At 33.3% G+C, this 18,646-nt stretch carries 19 protein-coding genes and 1 pseudogene; 9 read left to right on the top strand and 11 right to left on the bottom strand.

Annotated elements, in window-relative coordinates; genetic code table 11:
• Positions 1–181 precede the first annotated feature (181 nt).
• The 3 genes from AKG34_RS07400 (at position 182) to AKG34_RS07390 (ending at position 3,772) form a co-directional block, all read left to right on the top strand.
• Positions 182–895 carry an L-2-amino-thiazoline-4-carboxylic acid hydrolase gene (locus AKG34_RS07400; protein ID WP_053345493.1) on the top strand — a complete coding sequence of 238 codons (714 nt, stop codon included), beginning with the start codon at positions 182–184 and terminating at the stop codon, positions 893–895.
• Positions 888–2,105: a Zn-dependent hydrolase gene (locus tag AKG34_RS07395; RefSeq protein WP_053345492.1), complete on the top strand. Its 1,218-nt coding sequence runs from the start codon at positions 888–890 to the stop codon at positions 2,103–2,105. The genes AKG34_RS07400 and AKG34_RS07395 overlap by 8 nt, the downstream gene beginning before the upstream one ends.
• Before the next feature lie 203 nt (positions 2,106–2,308).
• On the top strand, positions 2,309–3,772 hold the full coding sequence (locus AKG34_RS07390) for a sodium/proline symporter (RefSeq protein WP_053345491.1): 1,464 nt from the start codon (positions 2,309–2,311) through the stop codon (positions 3,770–3,772).
• A gap of 411 nt (positions 3,773–4,183) precedes the next feature.
• Here the strand turns inward: AKG34_RS07390 and abc-f are convergent, their stop codons facing one another.
• The 4 genes and pseudogenes from abc-f to AKG34_RS07370 form a co-directional block, all read right to left on the bottom strand.
• Positions 4,184–5,821, bottom strand: a complete 1,638-nt coding sequence (gene abc-f / locus AKG34_RS07385; protein WP_053345490.1) for a ribosomal protection-like ABC-F family protein — start codon at positions 5,819–5,821, stop codon at positions 4,184–4,186.
• Between the two features lie 646 nt (positions 5,822–6,467).
• Positions 6,468–6,582 (bottom strand): annotated as a pseudogene (locus AKG34_RS28650) (succinyl-CoA--3-ketoacid-CoA transferase); the annotation flags it as partial.
• A gap of 98 nt (positions 6,583–6,680) precedes the next feature.
• Positions 6,681–7,550: a VanW family protein gene (locus tag AKG34_RS07375; protein WP_053348026.1), complete on the bottom strand. Its 870-nt coding sequence runs from the start codon at positions 7,548–7,550 to the stop codon at positions 6,681–6,683.
• An 83-nt stretch (positions 7,551–7,633) separates the two neighbouring features.
• Entirely contained in the window at positions 7,634–8,476 is an 843-nt protein-coding gene (locus AKG34_RS07370) for a hypothetical protein (RefSeq protein WP_053345488.1), read from the bottom strand.
• 411 nt (positions 8,477–8,887) lie between these two features.
• Between AKG34_RS07370 and AKG34_RS29425 the strand changes: the two genes are divergently transcribed.
• From AKG34_RS29425 to AKG34_RS07360, 3 genes are all read left to right on the top strand, one after another.
• A complete protein-coding gene (locus tag AKG34_RS29425) occupies positions 8,888–9,055 on the top strand; it encodes a S8 family serine peptidase (RefSeq protein WP_330219142.1) in 168 nt (55 codons plus the stop codon).
• Between the two features lie 132 nt (positions 9,056–9,187).
• On the top strand, positions 9,188–9,682 hold the full coding sequence (locus AKG34_RS07365) for a hypothetical protein (protein ID WP_053345487.1): 495 nt from the start codon (positions 9,188–9,190) through the stop codon (positions 9,680–9,682).
• A 96-nt stretch (positions 9,683–9,778) separates the two neighbouring features.
• The gene (locus tag AKG34_RS07360) at positions 9,779–10,417 is read left to right on the top strand and encodes a hypothetical protein (RefSeq protein WP_053345486.1); all 639 of its coding nucleotides are present in this window, start codon (positions 9,779–9,781) and stop codon (positions 10,415–10,417) included.
• A 295-nt stretch (positions 10,418–10,712) separates the two neighbouring features.
• Here the strand turns inward: AKG34_RS07360 and AKG34_RS07355 are convergent, their stop codons facing one another.
• Positions 10,713–11,612 (bottom strand): LysR family transcriptional regulator, encoded by a 900-nt coding sequence (locus AKG34_RS07355; RefSeq protein ID WP_053345485.1) that lies wholly within the window; start codon positions 11,610–11,612, stop codon positions 10,713–10,715.
• A 116-nt stretch (positions 11,613–11,728) separates the two neighbouring features.
• Here AKG34_RS07355 and hutG point away from each other — a divergent pair, with 116 nt between their 5' ends.
• Positions 11,729–12,673 carry a formimidoylglutamase gene (gene hutG / locus AKG34_RS07350; protein ID WP_053345484.1) on the top strand — a complete coding sequence of 315 codons (945 nt, stop codon included), beginning with the start codon at positions 11,729–11,731 and terminating at the stop codon, positions 12,671–12,673.
• Positions 12,674–13,408: 735 nt separating this feature from the next.
• Here hutG and AKG34_RS29240 read toward each other — a convergent pair.
• The gene (locus AKG34_RS29240; protein ID WP_269083722.1) at positions 13,409–13,534 is read right to left on the bottom strand and encodes a hypothetical protein; all 126 of its coding nucleotides are present in this window, start codon (positions 13,532–13,534) and stop codon (positions 13,409–13,411) included.
• 202 nt (positions 13,535–13,736) lie between these two features.
• On the opposite strand from AKG34_RS29240, the gene AKG34_RS26650 reads away from it, so the two are divergent.
• Positions 13,737–14,081, top strand: coding sequence for a CotD family spore coat protein (locus AKG34_RS26650; RefSeq protein ID WP_330219141.1), 345 nt, complete (start codon positions 13,737–13,739; stop codon positions 14,079–14,081).
• Positions 14,082–14,535: 454 nt separating this feature from the next.
• Here the strand turns inward: AKG34_RS26650 and AKG34_RS27405 are convergent, their stop codons facing one another.
• From AKG34_RS27405 to AKG34_RS07345, 3 genes are read right to left on the bottom strand one after another with little or no spacing between them, the layout of a single operon-like run.
• Positions 14,536–14,682, bottom strand: a complete 147-nt coding sequence (locus AKG34_RS27405) for an FbpB family small basic protein (RefSeq protein ID WP_152952254.1) — start codon at positions 14,680–14,682, stop codon at positions 14,536–14,538.
• Positions 14,683–14,685: 3 nt separating this feature from the next.
• Complete coding sequence (locus AKG34_RS26645) at positions 14,686–14,841, bottom strand: Fur-regulated basic protein FbpA (protein WP_083450699.1); 156 nt, start codon at positions 14,839–14,841, stop codon at positions 14,686–14,688.
• Positions 14,842–14,854: 13 nt separating this feature from the next.
• Entirely contained in the window at positions 14,855–15,373 is a 519-nt protein-coding gene (locus AKG34_RS07345; protein WP_053345483.1) for a flavodoxin domain-containing protein, read from the bottom strand.
• Between the two features lie 493 nt (positions 15,374–15,866).
• On the opposite strand from AKG34_RS07345, the gene AKG34_RS07340 reads away from it, so the two are divergent.
• Complete coding sequence (locus tag AKG34_RS07340) at positions 15,867–16,892, top strand: serine hydrolase domain-containing protein (RefSeq protein WP_053345482.1); 1,026 nt, start codon at positions 15,867–15,869, stop codon at positions 16,890–16,892.
• A gap of 422 nt (positions 16,893–17,314) precedes the next feature.
• Here the strand turns inward: AKG34_RS07340 and AKG34_RS07335 are convergent, their stop codons facing one another.
• Complete coding sequence (locus AKG34_RS07335) at positions 17,315–17,917, bottom strand: nitroreductase family protein (RefSeq protein WP_053345481.1); 603 nt, start codon at positions 17,915–17,917, stop codon at positions 17,315–17,317.
• 73 nt (positions 17,918–17,990) lie between these two features.
• The gene (locus tag AKG34_RS07330) at positions 17,991–18,641 is read right to left on the bottom strand and encodes a DsbA family oxidoreductase (RefSeq protein WP_053345480.1); all 651 of its coding nucleotides are present in this window, start codon (positions 18,639–18,641) and stop codon (positions 17,991–17,993) included.
• Positions 18,642–18,646: the final 5 nt, after the last annotated feature.

Raw genomic sequence — 18,646 nt, 5'->3', positions numbered from 1 at the left:
ACTATTAATTTTTTTCATATTTTATATTACAATTATTCATTTGATTTATATAAAGAATTGAATTTATAATAACAATTAATCAATTGCTAGTAAATTTATCGGTTTTATAAATTTAAAAAACTAACTTAAACGAAAGCTAGAATTATACTAAAAAATGAAAAATAGAAAGTGAGTGTTTAAATTGAGTAAAACGAATCATGTTATCCCACCATATTCCATGGAAGTCATGACAGCTAAATTATTTACAGAAATAGAAAAAATCGTTGTTTCGAAATATAAAGAAAATGGAAAGGCATTACTGCAACAAGGAATTGATAATTTTGGATATAAAGACGCGGAAGAGATTGCGATAAAAGCAACGACAGAAAGAGAAAATCATACGTTATTTGACTATATTCCTAAAGATCATAACAGTCAAAATAAGTATGAAAATCTTACACCCTTTGCCCTATTTGCAAGATTATTTGCCCAAATTACGAAAGCTATAGTAGATACTTATGGCGATGAAGGAGATGCAGCTATTCAAGAAGGTATATGGCAATTTGGTGAAAAGCGTGGACGTGGTATTGCACAAAGAGCCAGAGTGAATGGGGCGGACAACACAATTGATCAATACTTAACAAACTACGATATGGGACGAAGTGATTTGTTTACCATTGAAACGGTGAATAAATCTGAGGAAATCGAGCAAACATTTACAGTATGTCCATTAGGCCAACAATGGGCTGATGACGATATGCATGCTTACGGACTTGTTTATTGTAAAGTGATAGATGATGCAATTGCTCATGGTTTTAACAATAAATTTAACGTCGTACATGATCAATTTGTGTTAAAAGAAGGACAATGTCATTTTCGTTTTCAATTAAAAGATTCAGAGAAAAAAAATGATTAATATCAAGCGATTGAATACCCATTTAGAAGAGTTATCCGTCATTGGAAAAACAAAAGATGGTGGCATAAATCGGTTTTCTTATACAAGTGATGAGAGACGAGCAAATGAACGAGTTAAACAATATATGGAATCTGCTGGTTTAACCGTCCATTTTGATACAGTGGGCAATCTGATTGGGAGTCAAGAGACTACAAATGATTTACCCACTATTTTAATAGGTTCACATATTGATACCGTTCCAAATGGCGGAAAGTATGATGGGAGTTTAGGAGTCTTAACCGCCATTGAAGTCATACATTCGTTAAAAGAAAAAGAAATTGAACTGAAACATCCTGTTAAAATTGTTGCCTTTAAGGATGAGGAAGGAACCCGTTTTGGCTTTGGTATGATTGGGAGCCGAGCTGTCGCAGGTACATTGACATCCAATGATTTAAAAAAAGTAGATAATCAAGGAATATCGATTGAACAAGCTATGAGGGATTATGGATTAGAAAAGCAGCATCTCCAAAGTGCGAAAATAGAAAACGTAAAGTGCTATTTAGAAGTTCATATCGAACAAGGAAAGGTTCTTGAAAATAATGAAGCAGCTGTAGGTAATGTAACTGGTATCGCTGGTCCGGTGTGGCTTCAGTTCAAATTAACAGGACTGTCAGAGCATGCTGGTGCAACACCGATGAATCAAAGACAAGATGCTTTAGTAGGAGCTAGTTTAATTATTGCAGAGGTTGAAAAAATAGCTAAGGAGTCCCCTTCATCTGTAGCTACCGTGGGCAAACTTTCTGTAAAACCAAACGGCGTGAACGTCATTCCTGGTGAGGCGGAATGGACAATTGATATTAGAGATATCGATGAAAAAACCAGAGATCAAGTCGAACAAGAGATTAGAAAATTCGCAAAAAAGATAGCTAATGATCGACAATTACACTTAGAAATCTCTGTATTACAACGTGTTGCACCTGTTCGTTGTGAAGACAACATTCAAGATGTCATAAAGGAAAGTATTCAAGAATTAGGTGAATCCATCGTCTCTTTACCTAGCGGTGCCGGACATGATGCCATGCAGTTTAAAAATCGATTCCCAATTGGTATGATTTTTGTTAGATCGAAAGATGGGATCAGTCATAATCCAAGGGAATTTTCTTCAGAGTATGATATTGAAAAAGCCGCTAAAGTCTTATATTTAACAATTCTACAATTAGACAAAAACTAAAGAATATATCATTGTAGTATGTTCAGAGCCTGTTTATGATTATACTTTTTCAAAATCTGGCTCTGTTATTTATATAAATCAAGGGTTAAATCATGTTTTTGAAATTAGATGTTAACCATGAATAATCCCTGATGGGAAAAAAATTTTGTATTTATTCTCACTATACAACTTTGTTTAATATAATTTATAAAGGAGATAATAAAATGAATTTTTCAGGATCCTCGATTGTTTTTGCCGAAATCATCATTTACCTTCTCTTAATGCTTGGAGTGGGTGTGCTCTTTAGTAGAAAAAAATTGGACCACGCTGATTATTTTCTCGGTGGAAATAAGTTACCTGGTTGGGCACTAGCTTTTTCTGAAAGAGCTACAGGTGAATCCGCCTATATGTTCTTAGGGGCAGTAGGTTTTATTTATGTAACAGGTTTGTCAGGAATATGGATCTTATCGGGAATGTTTATAGGCGTCCTCTTTTCTTGGATCTTTCTAGCCAAAAGATTTATGAATGAAACAAAAAAATATAAAGTGTATACATTAACCGACTATATAGCTGTGAAATTTCCTAATCACACTAATTTGATTCGTTGGTTGTCATCGATCATTATGGTCATATTTTTTACTTGCTACTTAGCAGCTCAATTTTCCGGTGTTGGTAAAACTCTTTATTCTTTTTCTGGACTTAATATTACGGTAGGAACAATTGTAGTTGCCCTCATCATTATTGCCTACTCTTGTATGGGTGGGTTTATGTCAGTTGTATGGACAGATACAATTCAGAGTTTTTTAATGGTTTTAGCGTTTATTATCGTTCCAATTGCAGGATTTTTTGAAATTCAACAAAATGATTTATCGATTTCGTATACCTTAAGTTCAATGGGAAGTGGTGCAGATAGTTGGATAGGAGGATTATCTGGACTAGCCATCGGAGCCATGCTATTTACGAACCTTTCTTGGTTCTTTGGCTGGCTTGGCGGACAGCCACAATTAAGCTCTCGCTTTATGGCGTTAAAGGATGAAAAAGAACTTAAAACAGGAAAAATTGTTGCGATTATTTGGACATTAATTGTCTACGTCGGTGCCTTTTTATCTGCCATTTTTGCTTCCGTTATCTATAAACAAGGAACGATTGAAGATTCTGAAATGATTATGCCTCATATGGTATTCGATTTGTTGCCACCATGGGTTGCAGGAATCATCATTGCAGGAATTTTAGCTGCTATCATGTCAACAGCTTCTTCTCAATTACTCGTTATTACAACATCAGTAAGTGAAGATATTGTTCATAAAGCAATGGGTATGACGATAAAGAGTCAAACCTTAGTGAAATTATCTCGTTGCATTGCCATTGTAGCTGGTCTTGTAGGTATTGTTGTTTCGTTAGCATCTGGCTCCATTATTTATAATATGGTCAGTTTTGCTTGGGCAGGAGTCGGCAATACATTTTCTGCCGTCATTTTACTTATATTCTTTTGGAAAAAAACATCTGGCACAGGCGTAGTAGCCACTATTATTACAGGGTTTATCAGTGCCATCCTGTGGACCACTTCTCCTTTAGAAGCCATCGTGACTGCTAAAGCGGCCACTTTCTTTATCTGTCTTATTGTTGGTATTGTAGTGAGTTTATGGTTTCCTGAAAAAGTTTCAAAATCAGCTAAATTAGCTTCTTAATTGTTCCAAATAGGTTGGAATGATTGACAGTTGCTAGTTCAAGTCAGAATTATCTTATATAAACCTTGTAATCCTTGTCTATCAAGGATTACAAGGTTTTTTGGATTTAAAAGAGTCTGTTGTGGATGTAATACAAAGTTGTACCCTAAGTAATAAATTTACTCCATTTTGAAATTATCAAGACCTAATAAAGGAGAGCTAACTGAATGGCAGTACAAATAGCAGATAAACTGGCAGCTATACAGAGATAATAAAGTCTTTTATTTTGCTTTAAGAAACCCAAAGGAGATACTATCTAAAACGTAGTACCTCCTTTTTAAGCTCTTTAATATGATTCGTTCAGAGTAAATACAATTAATAAAACTAAAATCAAATTCGTTTAATTTCCACTAAAGTGCATTCGTTACTGAATTATAGATTTTCTAATCTCTTAATCTTTTTTGTAAGTTCATTGAATCTTTGATCGAGCTCTATATACTCTGGGCTTTTGGATGATAAAAAGCTCAATTTCCCTAATACTTCTTGTCGTTCTGTTTCAAGCTTTAAGCGCTGTTCTGCAAGTGAATCAACCTTTTCATTTGATTGCTTTAATTTCTTTTGAATACGGTGATTTTCAAAAATCAACTGAACTGAAGTCGTTTTACTTAAGAAATATTGATCGTGTGAAACAACGACCAACGTACCGGTATACTCTGCTAACGTTTTTTCCAATTGCTCTCTCGAAGGCAAATCTAAATGGTTTGTCGGTTCATCTAAAATTAGTACATCTTTTTCTTCCAGTATATATAGCATAAGCTTACACTTCACGCGCTCTCCCATACTCATCTGTTCAATTGGCTCAGACCATTGACTTGCTGTAAATCCTAAATGCTTCATTAAATTCTGAACCTTGCCCCGTTCTTTAAATGTTTCACGTTTAAATAATTGTTCAGGCGTTTGCTCTAGAGGCAAGTCAAATACTTGCTGCGTTAAATAACCAATATTCGCAGATGGGGAAACCCAAATGTCCCCTTCAGTAAACTCATTGCCCATTACGATATTTAAAAATGTCGTTTTCCCACTACCATTCGGGCCAATAAGCGCTACTTTTTCACCGTGCTGAATTGTTAAATTCGTCTGTTCAAATAATATTCGTTCCCCAAACTCCTTTTTTAAGTTTTTTACCTCTAAAAATCTTTTGCCGACCTTCGTATTAGCTTCTAACGAAAATCGAACAAGATAATCTTCCTCAACACGTTCAACCTTCGTCTTCTCAAGTTCCTTCTCAAGACGTTTACGCTTAGATTTGACTTGAGAATCCATTCGTTTCGCTTTTAGGCGGTAATATTCTTTAAATCCTTCTTGCTTCGTCGATTGTGCATGCGCTTTTTGCGACCACGATGTCAGTTCGTTTATTTGATTTTCTACAAGGTCCATTTTTCTTTGTTGTTTTTCGTACTCTCTTTGTTGAGTTAATCTTCTTTGTTCTCGAATCTTTATATAATGTGTATAATTTCCTTTTTGCTCGAATAAATTCGTATTTTCAATCGACCAAATTTTCGTCGCTACAGTATCCAAAAAATATCTGTCATGTGAAACGACAATGATTGTACCCGTATAATTTTCTATTTGATTAACTAATAGCTCCGTACTTTCTATATCTAGATGGTTTGTTGGTTCATCCAATAAGAGTAAGTGCGGTGCTAACGCGAAACCTTTTGCAAGACGTATTTTGAGCTTTTCTCCGCCACTTAACACTTCGTAAGGAACATCTGGAATATGCCATTTCGCCATTAGAGTAGCTTCTAATTGTGTAACATGCTCAGATGCGTATGTTTGTTTCTCCTGATCCACTAAAAAGACTTCGGTTTTGTTATTTCCCCATTCAACCTGTCCCTCAGATAGTTTTACATGTCCAAGTAAAATTTGTAATAGCGTGGACTTTCCGCTACCATTACGGCCAACTAGACCAATCACTTCTCCACGACCAATAGTTGCGTTAAGATCTTTAAATATAATACGGTCCATAATTTCTAAATTTATTTGATTTAATTTTACGATCTCTTTCATCGTATCACCCTTTCTTTTTCAGGGAGAAAAAAATCCTCCCAAATGAATTTGGAAGGATTAGTTGCATTTTTCATAATGAAAATAAGCTATTTAATGAATAGCTTAAAAAATTATATGGAAAATGGGCAGACTAATCCTATTTTTTAATTTGAAAAATTATTCTCAAATGTTTGAAATAAGATTAGAACTTCATCGGCCACCCATCATCCCTTCTAATATGATTTAATATATTATACCCACAAAATCGAATAATGAAAAGAAAAATCTGGTTAAATTTTTCTGTTTCATCTATTATCAGCTCTTTATTAATCGATGATAAAATTTAATTTTAGTTGAATAAACAATAATACCATGATTCAGTAAGAATTTACTGTATAAAGGTATTAGCGATAAATTGATGGTGAATTGCCTCGTAACATCGCATGAATAACAAAGTTGGAAATTTGATAAACATATTCATTATTTTATTGTTTCGTCACGTTTGTTTTCCGCTGCTAATTACCAATGGATCTTTGAAGGAAAGACCTTTTTTCAAATTAAGTCCCGTTGCTGCATTGATGGTAAAAACAGCGCAAGCGATTAAATAAACAAAAGCTGATGTCTAGATATCCTATTAATTCAACACCATCACCAACGGCTTCTTTCATTTGTTCGCTCCGTTGACAAGATCCATCGCTCCACCCAAGTCCTTTGAAGACCTTGCCTGGGATCCTCCAGTTTACCAGATCATCATTTTCCGCTACTTCCATACCGCCTAAAAAAAACGATATGGCCCCACCGATTGGTGGGCCCCTAGTTTATTCAACAATTTTCACATTCATACAAAATCAAAAGCTTCCTATGATATCTAACTTGTAGCTTAGGGAACTTTCCGGGTCTTATTATTTATCATTTCTGAAGAGTAAACACTGATACTTACAGTGCCTTCTTGGGTTGTAGCACGAATTAGGATTGGTTGATTGTACTTGTTTTTAAAGCTAAAATCAGGACCATACCAGCTTACCGTAGCATCGCGGCCAGGTGGAACATAAGGAACGTGCCTCGTATGGGAATAGCGTTGAATTGTTTTCAACCCTGCATTGTCGATTGCATTATACAGAGTGGATGAAACCTGACAAATCCCTCCACCGACCCCTTCAGAAAACTCTCCTTTGACGATAACACGAGCAGGCAAATATCCTTTGTTTACTGTTCTCTTGCCAACAGCTTGGTTAAAGGAAAACTTCTCACCTGGAAATACGACATAATTATTAATGGCTTCTGTAGCGAGCGAGATATTATTATAACGATTTTTATTATTCACATTAAAATAGGTTCTAAATTCACCAATCTTATTTACACGAATCTGAGCAAGTAGTTCGTTATCAACCTTTGGATGAATGGCTAGTAAGGGAACTTCTACTTTCTGTTCTCTACGTCCGTATAGAAAGGAAAAAAATTGCTCTTTAAATGCTTGATGGTATAGCTTGTAACCTACCCGCCCAGGAAGAATATTACCATTCTTGTCGATTGTGGCATTTACAGGTTCTTGATACACTTGACTGTCTATTTTTTCGATTAACTGATTGTATTTATCCACGTCCATCATAGGAACATCTAGAAATGGCATAGAAACTTCAGCGCGTTTAACAACAGCAATCGTTTGTCCTTGCTGGGTTACCGATAAGCTATCAGGAATATACACTTGTTGAACGAATAGTAAAAGGCCGGCAATCCATGTTAATCTCAGTGAAACCACCCCCACATTATTTTAATATGGGTTGGAATTTATCATTTCATGTATTCCTCATTTTACATATCCTATTTTAAGTCTTAATAGAGCGAATCCTGATCAATAAACCAACGATCAGTCAAACTGTCCCTTCGGATCATAAAATGCATAACCTTTTTTTCTTTGCCTTCTCTCTTCTTATAGATAGCCACTTGAACGGGTACATCCACGAGAAATACCCCATTTAGTTGCTCAGGTGGTTGTCTTAAAGGGTCAACAACACCAAAATATGTAATATCTTCAACAAGTTTATTGACACGATTAAGATGACTCGGATTTGATAAGGTCAGTGCTAATAATTTCTGATTTCCTTGATTAATGGCAATGGTAAAAATACGAATAAGTTCATAGGGATTTACCGTTGCTATATAATCATCAAGCTTACCAGCCGCTTTCAATACCATTAATTTATGAGAAAGATCTTCGTTTTTCAAACGATGCGTTATACTTCCAGAGAAATGAACACAGAAATGACCTGAAAAACCATTTTGAAGAGCACCAGCGCCATGTGGCATTCCATGCATAGATGCAGCAATCATTTGATTATTGATTAATACAATAATAGCTCTTCTATTCCAACTCCATTTATTATTATAAATTTTCTTCATGATTTGAGTATCTTCCTTGGTTAGTGGCTGTACATCGGCATGATGGCTACCTGCTCTTCGTTGTACTTTAAATGATAAACCAGTTTCAATATCTATAATGGTGAAATTTGTTTTATTAGGAATAATGTTGTTTACAATCTCCCAAGGCAACATCTCAATTTTAAAGCTTATAGGTACATCTTCATCTTCCCATTCAATTGCATAAACAGTGTGATTAATCATTAACACAAATAAAAAAGTAACGATAAATACTTGATAAATTTTTTTGTTTTTCATTTGAATTCTCCATTGTGTTTTTTCTTATTATTTCTGGAAACAATGATTTGAATAGCTTTAAATATTTGGAAATTCCTCCATAAAGATGTGAAAAATATGATTTAACAATTAGGGTCTAATCACGTTTAGTGAATCAGCTTTAGTCCTAAATGTATTAATAAGATGGAATGCATCGAAAATCTATGTAAACAACTCCAATCAAAATACACGGGTAGTCCTATTCCATCACCTACTGGAGAAGACAAACTGGAAGGATACATTTCGATTTCTCTTTTTACAATTAGCATATGTGGCATTGACAAATGCTAATTGTAAAGATTATTAAATGATGTGAACCGCGTCTTTCCACCGAGCTAGCCTTAGTTTATTGTCAGCTGATCCTACTTTATCAAGAAGCTTACTAGTAAAGAGTTGGATATAGTGGCTCCAGGTGAAAATGTTTTTAGTACGTATATTGACAATAATTATATATATACAAACGGAACTTCTGTGGCGACACCATATGTTGCAGGTTCAGCAGAAAAATTGGGAATCCTCATGAAAATGGGTATGGTGTCCTTGATAATACAAAAGCTTTAAAATTAGTACCTTCTAAAGAGGAAAGTTAAGACACAGACATTTTAACAATTAGCCCCTTTTACAATCCCTTTATAAGGGAAACAGTTCATTAGATTATTTATTATGGTTAAAAATAATAAGAGGAGATATCACATGAAAAAAGCTTTATTTATTAAAACTATTTTATTAATCTTAATTATTGCTATTATGGGAGCTTGTAGTAATAAAAGTACTAGTAAAGAGGAAAATGCAAATTTGAATGTTCAAATAGATAAATTAACGGATAATGAATTTAAAGAAGTACAATTGAATTACCTTAAAGACCCTAAAAAAGATGACTTTAGAAAATTTTCTCTTACCTTCCAGATAGATGGTTCTAGTAAGAAGAGAGTAAATATACCAGACTTTAAGAAAGTAATTAATACAATTGATAATCAGCAGAGATATTGGTTCGGGAATTCCTCCGAAAAAGAAAGTGATAATTCTGATATATATAAGAGCGAATTTATATTCTATTCTAAGGGGATAACGGAAGATACCATCATAAAAGCTTTTGAAGAAAAAGAAGTCAAGGTTATTTTTTACAAAAAAGATAAAATTATTGATGAAAAACAATATAATATTGGGGATTCTTTAATATTCGAATAGAATAAAGCTACACTGATTAACGTTTGCATCTCTAATTAACATAATTGACCTTATTATTTTGAGGTAAATTAATAACATACTAGGTGGTTTTCTATATTGGAATGGTTGAAACCTTTTGAAGCAAATAATCAGTTTGAAGACAATACAAACAGTCTTTTAGATTTCAGGTTCAGGGAATGTATTCCCGAATCAAATATCCAAAAAAAATATTCACTATTAACTCAATTCTTTTTATTGTTGGGTTCTCAAGATGATAATAGTGTTACTTCGTTATTTGTCGATAATAGAATTGATAATCAAGTAATCGAAGAAATTATTATGCATTTTGACAACACGAAAATTGTATTAGAAAACGAATTACCATCAGAAATAATGTTAAGTAAGCCGAATCAAGAATCTCTCTCTTTTATCAGATCGAATAAGGTAAATCCAATAATAAAAAATCTATATGGGACAATTAACAACACACAATATGAATGGAGACCTCAAAAATCATACAAGATATTATCTGAATTTATAGAGAAATACGAAGATATGGAGTTCGATGAGGTGTTAGATTGTTTAAATAACACATCACAGGGTCCTATAATTTCTCTTGCCATATCCAGTTGGACTTTAGAAGATTCTTTAAAAGATACTTTTGCAATTAGATATTTCACGCACAAATGTAAGAATGTTTATTTATGGATCGATGATGCTAATATTGTTACTACAATTCAATTAGAATTAAATTAAAATAGGACTGGTTAAAAATTAAAAGAGTAGCAATTGCTACTCTTTTAATTTTGGGCTGTTAGAGACAACATACGAAAAGCCCAGTTACCCCCTTCGGATTATTGTTTCGTGATATAAAGAATCATGAAACTGGTGTTTTTCTAGATCACTGGGGATAATAATCATACTTTTCAGGAATAACATTTTACAAACGAGATACTTCTATAGGTGCTTAATCCTCCACCCCTATTATGTGAACGTCATATGGGACCCTCGGATTATAGCTTTCTTACTACAAAAAAAGCCCCAATAGGCTTTACTCTATTGGGACTTCGAGATTGTGAAAATCAAAAATATGTTTAATAAATAAGTTAACATGTGGAGCAACAAAACGATTCTTACATGTAACTAGATACACAGTACGGTTAAAATATGATGAATCCAAATATTCAAAGTGCAATCTAGAATCATTTATACTTTCACAATATCGTTCAGGTAAGATACTGATACCTAAGTCATTTGAAATTAGTTCACAAATTGTTTCAAAGCGTTCGACGGAAAATTGTACATCGAGAGATAGATTTTCGGCTTCAAAGGCTTTGAAAATGTTATTCCTCGTTTCAAACCCATCTGAACATATAATAAAAGGGTATGGCTGAATATCCGATAATGAAATATTCGGTATCTTGAACAGTGCATGATTAACATTTGCAATTAAACATAATTTTTCAGAATATAATTTTTGTACATTTAATTCTTGGTGAGTAATTTCTTGATTTGTTAAAACAAGATGATTTTTATAATTTAGTAATGCGTTAATTACATTATCTTTACTTAATATTTCGTCTAATTGATAATGAGTTATTGATTGATGTTTATTGTAATCTCTAATTACCTGAGATATCCAATGTTTTGTTGATTCAATAATTCCGATAGACAGCTGCTTATTTCCAACTTGTTGTATTTCTGCCGATTCTATTTCAAATTGTTGGAATTTTTTTAATATTTCAGTTGCTCTTTGATAGAATAATTCTCCTGAATCTGATAGTCGAACAGAACGAGTAGACCGTTCAAGTAAAGGAAATCCAATATTATGTTCTAATTTTGTAATTGCATTGCTTAACGAGGGTTGAGAAAGGTGCAATTTTTTTGCTGCTTTTGAAAAACTCTTATTTTCTACTACAGAAATGAAATAAGATAGTTGCCTAATATCCAAAAATGCACCCCCACTTATAGTTTTTTTATATTAATATATTGAAAATAGGTATTGGATATTATAAATAATAGCAGATATACTCTAATAAATAAATAATTTCTAGGGTGGGATAATAAATGTATGCAGTACCAAATATGGATTTATGGAAAGGCAGAACAGATAGTTTAATAGATAAAGATGAATTTAGAATTCATCAAATAGTTAGTGATCATTCAAAAACATCAACAAATGATTCATGCGGGATAATAGGATTCTCTTGTGATGAAGGCGTGCGCAGGAATAAAGGAAGACTTGGAAGCAAAGAAGCTCCAAATGAAATACGTAAATCCTTATCTTCTTTATCTTGGCACGGCCAATCAGCAGATAGTCTAGTTGATTTTGGAAATATCATTTGTGAAAATCAACAGTTAGAAGCAGCTCAAGCTGAATTAGGAAGTCACGTTGAGAAAATATTAACTAAAAATATGTTTCCTGTTATTTTGGGAGGCGGACATGAAACCTTTTATGGACATTATCTAGGAGTAAGGTCGCATGTTGGACCAAATGTTAAAATAGGGATCCTCAACATTGATGCTCATTTTGACTTACGTTCTTATGACCAAATGACTTCTTCTGGAACAATGTTTAAACAAATATTGGACAATGATAGTCAAGCAAGTTATTTACCTATTGGTATTCAACGTTATGGAAACACAAAAAAATTATTTAACACCGCTACCTCACTTAACTGTTCCTGGATTTATGAAGATGAATTAGTAAATGAGATTTCCAATGAAAATGAAGAGAAAATTCAAAATTTTATAAATCAAAAGGATTGTATTATATTAACACTTTGTATGGATGTTATAAACGCTTCTGAAGCACCAGGTGTTAGTGCACCTTCCTCATTTGGTCTCTCTGGAAAAATAGTTAGAGAATTAATTCGCAAAATTACTTCACATAAGAAAACTATTTCATTTGATATTTGTGAAGTAAATCCATCATTAGATTATGATAATCGCACGGTAAAACTAGCTGCTAACCTAATAAATGAAGTATTCATGTGTGTAGACAAGAAATAATAATATGACCATCGAGATCAATCACTGCTAAATATGGGCCTTCAAGTAAAGCGTTTTTAATCGTTCCTATAGTAGGTGCGTTTCTTATTGATGTTTTTGCTATGCCAATTATCAGTATAAATATATTTAAATGATAATTTGTTCATAATTTTTATTTTTTAAGCTAAACAAAAGATTAAAACCTCACTAGAAGTCGATCAATGACTTCCTGTGGGGTTTGATTAATGTACCGCATGTAGAAGTGACCACATCAACACGGATATGGTAAAGCTTGCTAATGAAGACAGAGCTAATCACTCGCTCAAAGACATTCCACAGCCTATAGATTGCCCATGAACAATTAAGGCAAGATACGTATTATCGCTTAAACCTGTAACAGTATTACTACCTCTTTGGTTCCCTCCACAAACCAATCAAGAAATCGGACACCTTAATCTACATACATTACCTAAAAATTAAAAGGGGCCAGGTGTCCATATCAACATCTTGCCCTACATATTCGTAAACTTGTTTCGAAACTTAGTCTACTCTTTTAGTAGTGCACTATTCAAATTAAATGCTAGCCTAATAAATAGCTTTCCGTATGTCATTGCACTTATAGGTAGATTAAACTTAAAAGACTAGATTTGATAATCCTACACAAATTCACCCTCTTATAACTACGTCTCTTCCATCGATACCCCCTTCCATTTTAGGCACAAAATAAACAGATGTGGATGTACATGTTCTCTGTTTCTAGAACCAAAGATGCAAAACGGCTGCTTTTTGAAAAAGTATAGATGTTAGTTGGTCTATCGTGTTCATTGGAACCGCCTTTGGATCACTACTTCTACTGACAATAGATAGAATTTTCTTTTGCATTTCCCTTAGCCCCGATTAACTTTTGTAACTATTTCTTATCCGGAATCGTTATTTTTTATTATGCTTTAGCCGTACTGAGTAATATTACCAAGATGAAAATTATATATTTTTGATAATTTTCAAAGTTAACCTTTTCGATGTTATTGTTTTGAAATGAGGCATTTATACTAGTCCATTTATTATTGTATTTCATAAACTATCAATGACTTATAAAATAAGAATCGGAGGTTTTGAAATGTATAATAGAACATGGGCTAATGCACACAATGGTCAATGTCCACCACAATATTGTCCGCCACAAACTTTTCCTTTTCAGCATAGTCCACCTCAAATTTCACCCACAAAACAATTTGTTAAAACCAATGTCACGAACACAGTAATACCTGTTGTTCATCCGACACATACTACAATCGTTAATAGACATGTCAAAAAGTATATACATCATTCCCCCAATAATGTATCTGTAGTAAATGAGTGTTACACTCAAAGGTTTGTTGGTGGAGTGCCACAACCTCCTTGTTGTCCGCGAAGACCATTCAGATATTAACTATATAAACCCCTATTTGGGGTTTTTTATTAGTTTTCTCATTCTTTTCTCACAGTTTTTATTCTCTATTCATCTTCAAATTTAACAACCACTTACACATTTTTATACTCTTTTAACTTTGCAATTCTTTTTACATATGCAAGGATGAAGTCACCCTTTGTGCTCGTAGGAGAGGAACGCTTTTTTATAAAGAGATAGACTTAAACAATGATTTTTGGATTTAACGACGTAACTGAAGATCTAGTTAAAAAAGATCCTAAACGACATACTCATTTAGCCCTTAAATAATTTATAGAGGATTTTTTCCGGAGATTTATCGAGCAGTTGGTATATGTATTAGGATTTATGAAAGAATGCCCGATAAGTAAAAAAACCGAAATCACATTTTGATTTCGGTTCATCATTTTTATAAACTGTTTAACTATTTATCAAACGATGTTTAAGTCATTGTCTATTATGATTGTACTTGATCTTTTTTTAACTCAACAATCGCTTTTTGATCTATTTTTGTAAAAATTCGTTCCAACTCACTTTTGTCATGCAACAAATGTTCGCGGTTTTCTTTGAGTAGTTCATTAAAAGATTTCCTTTTTCTAGACATTTTTTATTCACCTCTTAAGTGATTGAATTCTTTTTGGAGGACAACAATTGGAAGTTCATATAGTTGTTTATTATATTTTTTAAATATCCCAAATTTCAGAAGTTCTTGTATAAGCTGATCTTTTTTTACTTCTCCTTTTATACTTAATTGCGTATTCATCAAGCGGCCCCCTTTACAAATATGCAGACTTTTGGCATTTCGGGATGCTTAACACCCGATTCCACGAGAGAAATCGCCATTTTTTCCTCTTGCTTCCCCATATAAGAGCATAAACTGCAAAATCTTCGCATTTCTTTATTTGATCATATGTAGAGCTTTCTTGATGAATTTTTAATATTTTCTTAAATACATGAAAACCATATTCCTTCATTTTATCGGAAAGAATATTTATTGCGGCGCAAGGTTCTGTATGGGTCAAGTCGCCGGCACCAAAAAATGCGACTTTTACTCCTTTAAAATCTACTTGTTCAATTTCTTCATAAAATTCGTTTGCTTCATATGGCAAATCTTCTTTATTCCATGTATATAATCCAATAAAGGCCAAATCAAAATCCTTTAAGGTATCTACTTCTACCATGTCCAATCTTTCCATATATACTTTACAGCCTGCAGCCTTCATTCTATTCTTTATGTTTACAGCCATTTGCTCGGTATTACCGGATAAACTGACGTAGCCAATGAATACCTTCATCTATATCACCCACCTAATTGAGAATCACTTTCAGTATATACTTAATATAAATGAAAATGATTCTCATTGTCAACTATTTATCTCCAAACTAAGTCTATGCAGAAAGAACATCAAAACTGAAATTATATTTCTACAACAAAAAAAGGAAGACATAACACTCCATGATCTTCAAGGTTCTTTGCCAAAGTATCATCAATGGACAATAGGTTAACAACGATAACAACTAAAAATATGTCTGGCTTCAACTATCATGGTGCAACACAGACTCAACCACCTCAAGCAATCCTAGTAGATTTTCACTTGAACTTTTCAATAAACCCTCCTTTATTAGTATTAGTTAAATTGCTAGGATATCTCATTAATTTAGTAAAAAATTCCATTTAATAAAAATAATGTGATAAAATTATTAGGAGTCCTGGAACAGTTAATTAAAATAGTAGCTAATAATTACTCAGTAAAAAAGATTGGTAAATCAGATATAGGATGTGTTTTCATGATAAATAAAAATAAAGATATAGTAGATTTAACAAGTAAGATAGACTTTTCTGGTGTTATTTTAATAAAGAATAAAAATAATTACGTTTATGAGGCTGCCTTTGGTTTTTCTAACAGAGCTGATGAAATAAAAAATAAAATTAGCACTAAGTTTGGAATCGCTTCTGGATGTAAATTGTTTACAGCGGTAACGATTTGTCAGTTAGTAGAAAAAGGAGATATTGCTTTCGAAACAAGGCTTAAAGATTGCTTAGACCTTAATTTTCCAAATTTCGATGAAGATATAACGATCCACCATCTTCTAACACATAGTTCAGGGATACCTGATTATTTTGATGAAGCTGTAATGGAGAATTTTGAAGACCTTTGGAAAGAAAAACCGATGTATCTACTAACAAGTTTATCTGATTTTTTACCTATGTTTCAAAATAATAAGATGATGTTTACTCCTGGAGAAAGGTTTCATTATAATAATGCTGGCTATATTCTATTAGGACTAATTATTGAGCAACAAACAGGTATAAGTTTTACTAAATATATAGAAACGAATCTTTTTGCAAAGTGTGATATGCATGATTCTGGTTATTTCTCTTTAGATAGACTACCTAAAAATACCGCAATTGGTTATATAGATTTAGAGGACGCTGGAACATGGAAAACCAATAATTATGCCGTCCCAATTCAAGGTGGGGCAGATGGAGGAGCATTTATTACGGCTCCTGATATGATGAAGTTTTGGGAAGCTCTACTTAGCTATAAACTTTTAAATGAAGAGACAACCCATCTACTTTTGACCCCTCACATTTGTGAGGAGGACGAAGAATATTATGGATACGGGATTTGGATAAGTAAGAAGGATAATACAATTTGTAAATATCATGTCATGGGTTATGACCCAGGTGTCAGTTTTAACTCTTCTTATTATCCGCAGTCTGGAATTACAACGGTCATACCTTCAAATAAAGATGAGGGGCCATACAATATATCGCAGACAATTGAAACTAACTATATAAAATTTGGATAATAACTCTTATCAATGATAAGCACAGACCACCATCTAAAATTTAAATGGTGGTCTGTTTACTATTAATTTAATTATGAGATGCCTTTCTTCAGCTGATAGATCACCAGTACTTAAAATTCCTTACTAATTTACTATCCAACTTAGCAAATGCCGACAAAAAAAGAGGCAGTTTTTGCTACGTTAAAAGTAAACAGGCTCTTTTTATTTAATGGTTGGAATGTTACATTAAGAAACTTGATCTTTTTAGACTGTAATAGCCTTTTGAACAAAATGACTATCCCCATATTGATTAAATTTCACTATTTTCTTATTTTGAAGTTCCTAAACATGTACCAAAATCTGCTTGATATACTGACGTAGATTCTGTATAGACTTCAAATTGTAAATTTGACATGTTTTTTTCTTTCAAATACTTGCTTGTATTAATAAAATTTCACAACATCTTCGAAAGGTAAGAAGGTTTTTTCTCCCGGTTGTTCATTCGGCTCACCAAATGGCATTTGGGCTACTAAACTCCATTTCCCTGGAATATCCCAAGTTTTCTTTACTTCTTCATCAATAATTGGATTATAGTGTTGTAAAGATGCCCCAATACCTTCTGCTGATAAAGACATCCATATTGCATACTGCAACATTGCACTTCCTTGATGGGACCAATATGGAAATTGTTCTTTATATGATGGTGCTTTATCTTGCATTTGCTCTATTGTTTCTTGGTTTTCAAAGAATAGAATTGTACCTACTCCATCACGAAAACCTTGTAATCGTTCTACAGTCGCTCCAAAGTTCTCTTCTGGAACACGAGAACGAAGTGTTTCTTTTACGATATCCCAAAACTTTTCATGCTCGTCATTCATCACTACCACTATACGTCCACTTTGCATATTAAATGAAGATGGTGCATGTATTGCGGTTTTTAATACTTCCTTGATTCTTTCTTTCGTAATATTTTCGTTCTTTTTCACCTTTCGAATGGAACGACGATTGATGATTGCGTCTTTTAAATTTGTTTTAGTTACTGACATTTTGATTCCTCCAAATTATGTTTAATTTTATAATTATATATTCATAGATTTTTTCTAATAGTTTAAACTGTTATTAGCAATTTCCCTTCATATCACATTGCAAGCCATCAAATTCATTTTGTTTATTTTTTTCTGCTTCGTTCTCAATGGCTTGTGCTAACCTTTCTTTGCTAGCTAGTCCTTGAATAACTTCATCACCAATAATAAACGTTGGAACAGCCATAATGTTAGCTTCTTCGTAAGCATGTTTTAGAGCTTCTTGATGTACTTCGCGATACTTACGTGACACTAACGCTTCTCTAAAAGCATCCTCAGGCAGTTCAACTTCACCTGCTAATTTTGTTAATACTTCAATATCTTCAATATTTTGTTCCTCTTGAAAAAATGCCGTAAACACTCTGCTGTGGAACTCATTCCCTTTTCCATGCTCCTTTGCAAACTGACACCCTTCAAAAGCCAAATGTGTATATGGATGTGGAGAAACACGTGGTAAACGCATATCGACTCCGAGCTTTTTCGCAGTAGGAAGAATATAAGAATCCCATGAATTCAATTTTTCAGGCTCTTGCCATGGATCAATTTTGGAATATGGACTCGGACGCAATTCAAATGGCATCCATTCTACTTCTACATCTTTTTCCTTTACGATTTCATCTAAAGGACCTTTTCCTAAAAAACAAAATGGACATATGAAATCAGAATAAGCTTTAATTTTTACAGTCATATTAT

The sequence above is a fragment of the Peribacillus butanolivorans genome (assembly GCF_001273755.1).
GTDB classification, from domain to species: Bacteria; Bacillota; Bacilli; order Bacillales; family DSM-1321; genus Peribacillus; species Peribacillus butanolivorans.
This window is presented reverse-complemented; position numbering and strand designations above follow the sequence as displayed.